We start from the raw sequence: 11,814 nt of genomic DNA on the forward strand, positions 1-11,814 counted from the left end.
AGTGCTTGACGTCAACTTCTTCGACGAGCTCCGCATCGGCCTGGCCACCGCCGACGACATCCGCCAGTGGTCGCACGGCGAGGTCAAGAAGCCGGAGACCATCAACTACCGCACCCTGAAGCCGGAAAAGGACGGGCTCTTCTGCGAGAAGATCTTCGGCCCCACCCGGGACTGGGAGTGCTACTGCGGCAAGTACAAGCGCGTCCGCTTCAAGGGCATCATCTGTGAGCGCTGCGGCGTCGAGGTGACCCGCGCCAAGGTGCGCCGCGAGCGGATGGGCCACATCGAGCTGGCCGCCCCGGTGACCCACATCTGGTACTTCAAGGGCGTGCCGTCCCGGCTGGGCTACCTGCTGGACCTGGCGCCGAAGGACCTCGAGAAGGTCATCTACTTCGCCGCCTACATGATCACCTGGGTGGACGACGAGCGCCGTCAGCGCGACCTGCCCTCGCTGGAGGCGCACGTCTCCGTCGAGCGCCAGCAGATCGAGAACCGCCGCGACGCCGACCTCGAGGCCCGTGCCAAGAAGGCCGAGACCGACCTGGCCGAGCTGGAGGCCGAGGGCGCCAAGGCCGACGTGCGCCGCAAGGTGCGCGAGGGTGCCGAGCGCGAGATGAAGCAGCTGCGCGACCGCGCGCAGCGCGAGATCGACCGCCTGGACGAGGTCTGGGCCCGGTTCAAGAACCTCAAGGTCCAGGACCTCGAGGGCGACGAGCTGCTCTACCGCGAGCTGCGCGACCGCTTCGGCACCTACTTCTCCGGCTCGATGGGCGCGGCGGCCCTCAAGGACCGCCTCGAGTCCTTCGACCTGGCGGAGGAGGCCGAGCGCCTGCGCGAGATCATCCGCACCGGCAAGGGCCAGAAGAAGACCCGGGCGCTCAAGCGCCTCAAGGTCGTCTCCGCCTTCCTGCAGACCAGCAACAAGCCCAACGGCATGGTGCTGGACTGCGTCCCGGTGATCCCGCCGGACCTGCGTCCGATGGTGCAGCTGGACGGTGGCCGCTTCGCGACCTCCGACCTGAACGACCTGTACCGCCGCGTGATCAACCGCAACAACCGCCTGAAGCGGCTTCTCGACCTCGGCGCGCCCGAGATCATCGTGAACAACGAGAAGCGCATGCTCCAGGAGGCCGTCGACGCGCTCTTCGACAACGGCCGCCGCGGCCGCCCGGTGACGGGCCCCGGCAACCGTCCGCTGAAGTCGCTGTCCGACATGCTCAAGGGCAAGCAGGGTCGTTTCCGTCAGAACCTGCTCGGCAAGCGCGTCGACTACTCGGCCCGCTCCGTCATCGTCGTCGGCCCGCAGCTCAAGCTGCACCAGTGCGGCCTGCCCAAGGCCATGGCGCTGGAGCTCTTCAAGCCGTTCGTGATGAAGCGCCTGGTGGACCTGAACCACGCGCAGAACATCAAGTCGGCCAAGCGCATGGTCGAGCGCGCCCGCCCGGTGGTGTGGGACGTCCTCGAAGAGGTCATCGCCGAGCACCCGGTGCTGCTGAACCGTGCGCCCACCCTGCACCGTCTGGGCATCCAGGCCTTCGAGCCGCAGCTGGTCGAGGGCAAGGCGATCCAGATCCACCCGCTGGTCTGCACCGCCTTCAACGCGGACTTCGACGGCGACCAGATGGCCGTGCACCTGCCGCTCTCCGCGGAGGCGCAGGCCGAGGCCCGCATCCTGATGCTGTCCTCGAACAACATCCTGAAGCCGGCCGACGGCCGCCCGGTCACCATGCCGACCCAGGACATGGTGCTCGGCCTGTTCTTCCTGACCTCGGACCGGGAGAACGTCAAGGGCGAGGGCCGCTCCTTCTCGTCCACCGCCGAGGCGATCATGGCCTTCGACGCCCGCGAGCTGGACGTCCAGGCCCCGATCCACCTGCGGCTGCCGATCGGTACCGTGCCGCCCCGCGGCTGGACCCCCGAGGTCGACCCGGAGTGGGCCGACAGCGAGCAGCCGTGGACCGAGGGCGAGTCCTTCCGGCTCACCACCACCCTCGGCCGGGCGCTCTTCAACGAGCTGCTGCCGGACGACTACCCGTTCGTCGACTACGAGGTGGGCAAGAAGCAGCTCTCCGCGATCGTCAACGACCTGGCGGAGCGCTACCCCAAGGTCGTCGTCGCGGCGACCCTGGACAACCTGAAGTCGGCCGGCTTCCACTGGTCGACCCGGTCCGGCGTCACCGTCTCGATCTCGGACGTCGTGGTCCCGCCGAGCAAGCCCCAGATCCTCGAGGGCTACGAGGCGCAGGCCGAGAAGGTCCAGAAGAACTACGAGCGCGGTCTGATGACCAACGACGAGCGCAAGCAGGAGCTCGTCAGCATCTGGACCAAGGCGACCAACGAGGTCGCCGAGGCGATGAACGCGAACTTCCCGAAGACCAACCCCATCTTCATGATGGTGGACTCGGGCGCCCGCGGAAACATGATGCAGATGCGCCAGATCGCCGGTATGCGTGGTCTGGTGTCGAACGCGAAGAACGAGACCATCGCGCGTCCGATCAAGGCCTCGTTCCGTGAGGGCCTGTCCGTGCTGGAGTACTTCATCTCCACCCACGGTGCCCGTAAGGGTCTGGCCGACACCGCGCTGCGCACCGCCGACTCGGGTTACCTGACCCGTCGTCTGGTGGACGTCTCGCAGGACGTGATCATCCGCGAGGAGGACTGCGGCACCGAGCGCGGCCTCAAGCTGGCGATCGGCAACTTCGAGGACGGCGTGCTGCGCAAGGCGGAGGACGTCGAGACCAGCGTCTACGCCCGCATGCTGGCCGAGGACATCACCATCGACGGCAAGCTGGTCGCCACGGCCAACACCGACCTCGGTGACGTGCTGATCGACGAGCTGCTGAAGCACAACATCGCCGAGGTGAAGGTCCGCTCGATCCTGACCTGCGAGTCGGCGGTCGGCACCTGTGCCATGTGCTACGGCCGTTCGCTGGCCACCGGCAAGCTGGTCGACATCGGTGAGGCGGTCGGCATCATCGCCGCCCAGTCCATCGGTGAGCCCGGCACCCAGCTGACCATGCGTACCTTCCACACCGGCGGTGTGGCCGGTGACGACATCACCCAGGGTCTGCCGCGTGTCGTCGAGCTCTTCGAGGCCCGTACCCCCAAGGGTGTGGCCCCGATCTCGGAGGCCCAGGGCCGGGTCCGGATCGAGGACACCGAGAAGACCCGCAAGGTCGTCGTCACCCCCGACGACGGCACGGACGAGATCGCCTACCCGGTCTCCAAGCGCGTCAAGCTGCTGGTCAGCGAGGGCGAGGCGGTGGAGGTCGGCCAGAAGCTGACCATGGGTGCCACCAACCCGCACGACGTGCTGCGGATCATGGGCCAGCGCGCGGTCCAGATCCACCTGGTCGCCGAGGTCCAGAAGGTCTACAACTCGCAGGGCGTGTCGATCCACGACAAGCACATCGAGATCATCATCCGGCAGATGCTGCGCCGCGTGACGATCATCGAGTCGGGCGACGCCGAGCTGCTGCCGGGCGAGCTGGTCGAGCGCGGCCGGTTCGAGACCGAGAACCGCCGGGTGGTCTCCGAGGGCGGTCACCCCGCCTCCGGCCGCCCGCAGCTCATGGGCATCACCAAGGCCTCGCTGGCCACCGAGTCCTGGCTGTCGGCCGCCTCCTTCCAGGAGACGACCCGGGTGCTCACCGACGCGGCGATCCACGCCAAGTCGGACCCGCTGCTGGGCCTCAAGGAGAACGTCATCCTCGGCAAGCTCATCCCGGCCGGTACGGGTCTGCCCCGCTACCGCAACATCCGGGTCGAGCCGACCGAGGAGGCCAAGGCCGCGATGTACTCGGCCGTCGGCTACGACGACTACGACCTGTCGCCGTTCGGCGCCGGCTCCGGCCAGGCGGTTCCGCTGGACGACTACGACTACGGTCCGTACACCGGCTGAGCCCGCTGCTCCCGTCCGCAGGGCGGCCTCCCCTTCCGGGGCGGCCGCCCTGCGGCGTTTCCCCGCTCTCGACGGGAGAGGACTCGCTCCTGAGGGGGAGGCCGGGAACCCGTCGCAGGAGCGATCCGCGACCGGGCCCCGGAGCGGCAGTCTTGGACCCGTCGGCCGGAGGGACCGGTCCCGACAGTTCCGAGGGGGAACCCGCCGTGCACCGCCGCCTGAACCGCGTCCTGCTCTACGCTGCCATCACCGGCCTGGTGATCCTGGGCATGACCTCCTGCTCCGCCACCGGCCAGGACCGGACCACCGACGTCAGCTACGGGGTCGGCGAGCCGGTGAAGACCCTGGTGGTGCAGGGCCGGACGGGCACCATCAGGGTGGTCGGCGGCGGCGAGGCGGTGACCGTGACCGAGCACCAGCGCTACCAGGACGAGCACCCGGTCACCAGCCACCAGGTCGGCGCCGACGGCACCCTGACCCTGGGCTACCGGTGCGACCACTGCGGGGTCGGCTACGAGGTGCACGTGCCGGCCGGCACCGTGGTGAAGCTCACCGACGAGACCGGCGACGTGCTGCTCAGCGGGCTCACCGGCGAGGTCCGGGTCCGCACCGGGACCGGGCGGATCCAGGCCACCGGGCTGGCCGGCAGCACCGCCGAGCTCACCGCCGGGACCGGCAGCGTCTCGGCCGAGTTCACCGCCAGCCCGACCAGCGTGAACGCCGCCACCGAGACCGGCTCGATCCGGATCGCGGTGCCCGGCTCCACCGGCTACGCCGTCTCGGCCGGCGCCCGGACCGGCTCGGTGAAGGTGTCGGTGCCGCGCAGCGACACCACGGGCCGGACCATCGAGGCGCACGCCGGGACCGGCAGCGTCGCCGTCACCGGTGCCTGACCCCTGGGCGGTGCTCCCCGGGGCGGCCGCTAGGCTGCCGCTCACCGGCGGGCACGAGGGGGAGCGGGTGGCGTACGGGGGCTGGCGGAGCAGGCTGGTCCGGGCGGTCGGGGCCCGGCCGTTCCTGGTGGACTCGCTGCTGGCCGTGCTGGCCGGGGCGATCTCGGTCTGGGCGGTCTTCTTCGACTCCCGCACCTGGCCGGTCTGGACCTTCGTGCTGGCCGCGGCCACCGCGGCCCCGCTGCCCTGGCGGCGGCGGGCACCGTTCACCGTCTTCGTGCTCTCCAGCCTCTTCTCGCTGGCCATGAGCCTGTTCGCGCACTCCGCCCAGCCGCAGATCATGCTGCACGCGATCCTGGCCGGCTACACCCTGGCCGAGCGGGGCAGGGAGTGGCAGCGCTGGCTGAGCCTGGCGGTGCTGGTGCCGTACAACGTCTTCGGCACCCACTCGCCGAACGGGCTGATCTTCAGCGAGCTGACCGCCGTCGGCTCCTTCATCCTCGGTTCGGTCTCCCGGGAGCTGCGCCGGCAGGCGGACACCGAGAAGCAGCGGGCGCACGAGGCCGGTGCCAGGGCGGCCAGCGAGGCGGCCCGGGCGGTGGCCGAGGAGCGGTCCCGGATCGCCCGGGAGATGCACGACATCCTGGCGCACGCCGTCTCGCTGATGGTGATCCAGGCGGAGGCCGGCCCGCTGGTGGTGCACCGGGATCCGGAGCGGGCGGTGCGCGCCTTCGACACCATCGCGGACTCCGGGCGGGACGCCATGGTGCAGCTGCGGCGCGTTCTCGGGGTCCTCAAGGAGGCCGGCGAGGCACCGCAACTGGCGCCGCAGCCACGGCTGTTGGAGCTGCCCGCGGTGGCCGAGCGGGTGCGCGCGGCGGGCGTGCGGGTGGCCCTGGAACTGCCCGAGCCGCTGCCCGCGCTGCCGGCCGACGTCGAGGCGGCCGCCTACCGGATCGTCCAGGAGGCGCTGACCAACGTGCTCAAGCACTCCGGCGCGGACCGGGCCGAGGTGGCGCTGGTCGAGCGCGCCGGGCGGCTGGAGCTGACGGTCCGTGACAACGGGCGCGGCCCGGTCCCGGCCACGGCCGCCGAGGGCTGGAGCGGCGGGCGCGGCCTGCTCGGCATCCGGGAGCGCGCCGCGGCCTGCGGCGGCCGGGCCGAGGCGGGGCCCGGCCCGGACGGCCTGGGGTTCCAGATCCGGGCCGAACTGCCATTGGGAGTCGAGGCGTTGTGAGGGGGAACGGCGTGATACGGGTCGTGGTCGCGGACGACCAGGAGCTGGTCCGGGCCGGGTTCGGGATGATCCTGGACGCCCAGCCGGACATCGAGGTGGTCGCCGAGGCGGCCGACGGCGAGCAGGCCGTGGCGGCGGTGGCCGAGCACCGGCCCGACGTGCTGCTGCTGGACGTCCGGATGCCGGTGCTGGACGGGCTGGGCGCGGCCCGCCGGGTCTGTGCCGAGCACCCGGAGACCAAGGTGCTGATGCTCACCACCTTCGACATCGACGACTACGTCTACGACGCGCTGCGCGCCGGGGCCAGCGGCTTCCTGCTCAAGGACGTCCGGCGGGACGACCTGGCGCACGGGGTGCGGCTGGTGGCCCGCGGCGAGGCGCTGCTGGCGCCCTCGGTGACCAAGCGGCTGATCAGCGAGTTCGCCGCCCGCCGCCCGGCCGGCCCGGGCCGGCCGCAGCAGCACCGGCTGCTGGAGCAGTTGACGGCCCGTGAGCGGGAGACCCTGCGGCTGGTCGCCCGCGGCCTGTCGAACGCCGAGATCGCCGCCGAACTGGTGGTCAGCGAGCACACCGTGAAGACCCATGTCTCGAACGTGCTGGCCAAGCTGGGGCTGCGCGACCGGGTGCACGCGGTGGTCTTCGCCTACGAGGCCGGCGCCGTGGTGGCGGGGGAGGGCTAGGGTCTGTCTCATACCCTAGGGCTCGCCTTCCCGAGGGGGCGGAAAAGCCGGGTGCACCCGCCGCACGACGCGCCTACTGTCGGGGCATGACCAGTCGCACCCTCGTCGCCGTGCTCACCGGGGCCGGGATCTCCACCGACTCCGGCATCCCCGACTACCGCGGGCCGAACGGCCTCTGGCAGCGCGACCCGAGTGCCCAGGACCTGGTGACCATCGGCCCCTACCTGGCCGACCCCGAGGTCCGCCGGCGGGCCTGGCTGCTGCGCCGGGACGGCGGGGCGCTGCGCGCCGAGCCCAACGCCGGCCACCGGGCGCTGGTCGGGCTGGCCGCCGCGCTGCCGGTGCGGGTGCTCACCCAGAACGTGGACGGCCTGCACCAGAAGGCCGGCCTGCCCGACGGCAAGGTGCTCGAACTGCACGGCACCGCCCGCCGGGTGCGCTGCATGGACTGCGCGTACACCTGCCCGACCGAGGCGGCGCTGGAGCGGGTGGCGGCCGGCGAGGCCGATCCGCCCTGCCCGGACTGCGGCGGCATCCTGCGCCCGGCCACCGTGATGTTCGGCGAGGCGCTGGATCCGGCGGTACTGGAGAAGGCGGCGATGATCGCCCAGGCCTGCGACCTCTTCGTGGCCGTCGGCAGCAGCCTCCAGGTGCACCCGGCGGCCGGCCTGGTCGGCGTGGCGGTGGAGGCCGGCGCCCGGCTGATCGTGGTCAACGCCGAGCCGACGCCCTACGACCACCTGGCCGAGCAGGTGGTCCGGGAGCCCATCTCCACGGCGCTGCCCGCCCTGGTGGCTACCCTGACCGGATGACGACCCGCTTCGATCCCTGGTCCGCCGAGTTCGTCGCGCACCCGTACGAGGTGTACGCCGAACTGCGGGCCGGCGCCCCGGCGGCCTACCACGAGGCCACCGGCAGCTGGCTGGTCCCGCGGCACGCCGAGGTCGGCGCGCTGCTGCGGGACCGTCGGCTGGGCCGTGCCTACACCCACCGGTTCAGCCACCAGGAGTTCGGCCGCACCCCGCCGGACCCGGCGCACGAGCCCTTCCACACCCTCAACGACCACGGGCTGCTCGACCTGGAGGCGCCCGACCACACCCGGATCCGCCGGCTGGTCGCCAAGGCCTTCACCCCGCGGATGGTCGAGGGGCTGCGCCCGACCGTGGCCCGACTGGCGGACGAGCTGGTGGACGGGCTGCTGGCCGAGGGCGGCGGCGACCTGATCTCGGCCGTCGCCGAGCCGCTGCCGGTCGCCGTGATCGCCGAGCTGCTCGGCGTGCCGGCCGCCGACCGGACGCTGCTGCGGCCCTGGTCGGCCGCGATCACCGGGATGTTCGAACCCAGCCCGACACCGGAGGCGGCCCGGCAGGCGGTGGCGGCCAGCACCGAGTTCTCCGACTACCTGCGCGGTCTGATCCGGGCGCGCCGGGCGGCCCCCGGCCCCGACCTGGTCTCCGCGCTGATCGCGGCTCAGGAGGACGGGGGCCGGCTCTCCGAGCAGGAGATGGTCTCCACCTGCGCGCTGCTGCTGAACGCCGGCCACGAGGCGACCGTCAACACCACCGGCAACGGCTGGTGGGCGCTCTTCCGCAACCCCGGCCAACTGGCCCTGCTCCGCGGCGACGTGGACGGCCTGCTGCCCGGCGCGATCGAGGAACTGCTGCGCTACGACACCCCGCTGCAGATGTTCACCCGCTGGGTGCTGGAGGACATCGAGCTGGGCGGCGCCACGGTGCCCCGGGGCAGCCGGCTGGCGCTGCTCTTCGGCTCCGCCAACCGCGACCCGGCCCGGTTCGCGGAGCCGGACCGGCTGGACCTGACCCGGACCGACAACCCGCACATCAGCTTCGGCGCGGGCATCCACTTCTGCCTCGGCGCCCCGCTGGCCCGGCTCGAACTGACCGAATCCTATGGCGCGTTGCTCCGCCGGGTGCCTAACCTGACGCTGCTGCGCGAGCCGGCGTGGCAGCCCGGATACGTGATCCGCGGCCTGACCGAACTCCTGGTGACCCCTTGATGCTCCGTGCCACCGGTGCCCTGCTCGGCCTCGCGCTGGGCGACGCGCTCGGCTTCCCGACCGAGTTCCAGTCCGTCGAGCACATCGCCCGCAGCCACCCCGACTGGCGGCAGCTGCCGCTGCGCCGGCAGGCGATCGTCACCGACGACACCCAGATGACCCTGGCGGTCGGCCGGGCGCTGCGCGACGCGCTGGCCGGCGGGCCGCTGGAGGCCGAGCGGTTCGCCGCGCCGCTGCGCGCCGAGTACGTGGCCTGGTGGCGCTCGCCGGAGAACAACCGGGCGCCCGGCTTCACCTGCATGAGCGCCTGCGCCGAGCTCAGCCACCGCGGGGTCCGCTGGCAGGAGGCCAGCCGGATCGGCTCCAAGGGCTGCGGCGCCAACATGCGGGTGGCCCCGCTCGGCCTGGTCCGCGAGCTGACGGACGACCAGCTGGCCGGCGGCGCCCAGCTGCAGTCCGCCCTGACGCACGGTCACCCGACGGCGCTGGCGGCCAGCGAGCTGACCGCGCTGACGGTCCGGCTGCTGATCGAGGGCACCGCCCCGGCCGAGCTGCCGCGGCGGCTGCGCGAGCACGCGCTGGCCAACCGCACCCGCTACCACGCGCAGTGGCTGGGCGACCTGTGGACGCTCTCCCGGCAGCACAGCCCCGAGGAGTTCATCGCCACCGGCTGGGACGAGTGCCTGGCCGTGCTGGACCGGCTGGACCTGGCGCTGGCCGCGGCCGACCGGGAGGCCGACCCCTGCCTGGTCACCGGCGAGGGCTGGATCGCCGAGGAGGCCTTCGCCACCGCGCTGCTCTGCTTCCTGCTGCTACCCGAGGACCCGGTGGCGGCGATCCGCCGGGCCGCCTACTCCTCGGGCGACTCCGACTCGCTGGCCTGCATCGCCGGCGCCTTCGCCGGGGCCTACCTGGGCGCCGCCGCCTGGCCGGCAGACTGGGCCGACCGGATCGAGTACCGCCCCGAGCTGCTGGCGCTCGGCGCGCTCTGGGACTGAGCGGACGGGCCGTCAGCGCAGCCGCTTGCGCGGGTGCAGGGCGGCCCGGTCGGCGGCGGCCCGGCCGGCCGCCCAGCCCTCGCCGTCGCTCACCCGCACCCGCTGCGAGGTGAGCTTGGGGAACATCTGCTCGGTCGCCGTGTCCACCTGCTGCTCCCGGGCGGCCAGCGCGGGCAGCAGCCGGCTGTCCGGCAGCAGCTGCTCGGCGGTGCCGTCCTCCCGCAGGTGCCGCCCGGCCGCCGCCTCCCGGGTGGTGTGCTCGGTCGCCTCGGCCAGCCGCTCCCGGATCCGGGAGGCGTAGGCGACCAGGAAGGCCTGCCGGAACGCCCGGGTGCGCGAGGCGCCGTCCAGGTGCTGCCGGCTGCCGGCCTGCTGCATCGCCGCCGTGGCCTGCACCAGCAGCGAGGTGTAGAGCAGCTCCACCGCGTCCAGGTCCGGGTCGAAGCCGATCACGGTGCAGAAGGAGAACTCCTTCGCCCAGACCACCCGGCAGCGGTTGGCCGCCGCCACCGCGTCGAGCAGCATCGCCTTGGGCCCCTCGTACGGGTTCTCCACCCCGATCCGCACCGCCCCGGGCGCCGCGCCCTCCGGCCGTCCGGCGGCCAGCAGCGCCTCGTCGATGCTGTGCTGGGCCATCAGCTGCTGGGCCTTGGCGGTCAGCGCCTCGGCCTCCTGCGGGTACTCGGTGGACTCCGCCTTGGCCAGCAGCGCCCGGATCCGCCCGAGCATCCGCGGCTCGCCGGGCAGCGGTCCCGCCGAGCGGTGCTCGGCCCGCTGGGCGCCGCCGGGGCCGGGCCCGACCGGGGTCAGCACCGGCAGCCGGGCCAGCAGCGCCAGCAGCTCCAGCGCCGCGGTGGCCAGCGCGAACCGGTCCAGCCGGTGCCGCTCGGCGAACTCCGGCAGGAACCGCCGGTCGTCCTGCCACCAGGGCTGCTCGGCGCCCAGCTCGCGCAGCTGCTCGCGCCAGCGCCGGTCCAGCGCCGCCGGGGCGTGCCGGCGGGCCTCGCCGGCCAGCAGGCCGGTGAGCAGCGCCAGGTGGTCGGCGGCCAGGTCCCGCCGGACCAGCCGGGCCAGGTCGGCCGGCCGCCAGCCGCGGGCCCAGAGCGAGCCCAGCGACCGGTCGCCGGCCACCAGCAGCGCCCGGCCCACCTCTGGCCACCGTTCGGCGGAGGCGGCCAGCAGCGAGGCGCCGTCGTCCAGCGCCCGGTCGGCCCGGCGCGGCGGCGCGCCCAGAACTCCGTCCAGCGCCCGTTCCCACTGCGCAACCGTCGCCTCGCCCGTCTCATCGCTCACCCGGCCATGATGCCGGAGCGGGGGATGCGGGCATGATGGTGCCGGGGGAGCGGAACCCGATCGCGGGACTGTTCGTCCTCATGCTGGGGAGAGCAACAACGGGAGGAGTCCGGATGGGTGACGTGCAGTCGTGGTCCGGCGGCTGGCCGCCCAACGGCCGGCCCGGTCACGGCCCCGCCCCGGCTCCGGCGCCGGCGCCCTACGGCGCACCGCCCGCCTTCGGCGCACCCCAGCCCTACGGCGCGCCGCACGCCGCGATGCGCGCCGCCCACACCGACCGCGAACGCACGGTGGACGTGCTGAAGGCCGCCTACGCGGAGGGCCGGCTCTCCGCGGGGGAGTACGGCGAGCGGTTCGACGCGGCGCAGGCCGCACAGACCTACGGCCAGCTGGCCCAGCTGGTCGGCGACCTGCCGGCCGGCCCGGGCCTGGCCCCGGTCGGGGTGCCGGCGGCCCCGGTGCCGCCCACCTTCCTGCCGCCGCCGGTGAAGCAGTCCCCGAACAACGGCATGGCGATCGCCTCCCTGGTGCTGGGCCTGCTCTGCCTGCCGAGCATGGGCCTGACCGGCCTGCCGGCCGTGGTCACCGGCCACGTGGCCCGCGGCCAGATCCGCCGCAGCCGGGAGAGCGGCGACGGGATGGCGACCTTCGGTCTGGTCGTGGGCTACCTTTCGCTGGCCGGTTGGGCGATGTTCATCTTGTTCGGCATGATGATCGCCCTGCACGGCGGCTGACCGCCCCGCCGGGCCGGGGCCCCGGCGGCCTCCCGGAGCGGGGCCGCGGCCGGCGGCCGGT

Annotated in this window: 9 protein-coding genes; 8 read left to right on the forward strand and 1 reads right to left on the reverse strand. The window is 73.2% G+C overall.

The genetic code is table 11. The features are described 5' to 3' along the window. The first annotated feature begins 1 nt into the window (after position 1). From ACFYNO_RS03860 to ACFYNO_RS03890, 7 genes are all read left to right on the forward strand, one after another. Positions 2 to 3,901 carry a DNA-directed RNA polymerase subunit beta' gene (locus tag ACFYNO_RS03860; RefSeq protein ID WP_388004743.1) on the forward strand — a complete coding sequence of 1,300 codons (3,900 nt, stop codon included), beginning with the start codon at positions 2 to 4 and terminating at the stop codon, positions 3,899 to 3,901. Between the two features lie 206 nt (positions 3,902 to 4,107). Continuing rightward, positions 4,108 to 4,794 carry a DUF4097 family beta strand repeat-containing protein gene (locus tag ACFYNO_RS03865; RefSeq protein WP_388004746.1) on the forward strand — a complete coding sequence of 229 codons (687 nt, stop codon included), beginning with the start codon at positions 4,108 to 4,110 and terminating at the stop codon, positions 4,792 to 4,794. Further along, positions 4,787 to 6,031, forward strand: coding sequence for a sensor histidine kinase (locus tag ACFYNO_RS03870; protein WP_388004749.1), 1,245 nt, complete (start codon positions 4,787 to 4,789; stop codon positions 6,029 to 6,031). Before ACFYNO_RS03865 ends, ACFYNO_RS03870 begins: the two co-directional genes overlap by 8 nt. An 11-nt stretch (positions 6,032 to 6,042) precedes the next feature. After that, positions 6,043 to 6,711, forward strand: a complete 669-nt coding sequence (locus tag ACFYNO_RS03875; RefSeq protein WP_388004752.1) for a response regulator — start codon at positions 6,043 to 6,045, stop codon at positions 6,709 to 6,711. A gap of 86 nt (positions 6,712 to 6,797) precedes the next feature. After that, entirely contained in the window at positions 6,798 to 7,523 is a 726-nt protein-coding gene (locus ACFYNO_RS03880) for an NAD-dependent deacetylase (protein ID WP_388004755.1), read from the forward strand. Next, positions 7,520 to 8,728, forward strand: coding sequence for a cytochrome P450 (locus tag ACFYNO_RS03885; protein ID WP_388004758.1), 1,209 nt, complete (start codon positions 7,520 to 7,522; stop codon positions 8,726 to 8,728). Before ACFYNO_RS03880 ends, ACFYNO_RS03885 begins: the two co-directional genes overlap by 4 nt. Next, entirely contained in the window at positions 8,728 to 9,726 is a 999-nt protein-coding gene (locus tag ACFYNO_RS03890; protein WP_388004761.1) for an ADP-ribosylglycohydrolase family protein, read from the forward strand. Before ACFYNO_RS03885 ends, ACFYNO_RS03890 begins: the two co-directional genes overlap by 1 nt. Positions 9,727 to 9,738: 12 nt before the next feature. Here the strand turns inward: ACFYNO_RS03890 and ACFYNO_RS03895 are convergent, their stop codons facing one another. Beyond that, a complete protein-coding gene (locus ACFYNO_RS03895; protein WP_388005482.1) occupies positions 9,739 to 10,971 on the reverse strand; it encodes a DUF2786 domain-containing protein in 1,233 nt (410 codons plus the stop codon). Positions 10,972 to 11,132: 161 nt separating this feature from the next. Here ACFYNO_RS03895 and ACFYNO_RS03900 point away from each other — a divergent pair, with 161 nt between their 5' ends. Further along, positions 11,133 to 11,753, forward strand: a complete 621-nt coding sequence (locus tag ACFYNO_RS03900) for a DUF1707 and DUF4190 domain-containing protein (RefSeq protein ID WP_388004764.1) — start codon at positions 11,133 to 11,135, stop codon at positions 11,751 to 11,753. Positions 11,754 to 11,814: the final 61 nt, after the last annotated feature.

Source organism: Kitasatospora sp. NPDC006697, from assembly GCF_042869935.1.
GTDB lineage: Bacteria > Actinomycetota > Actinomycetes > Streptomycetales > Streptomycetaceae > Kitasatospora.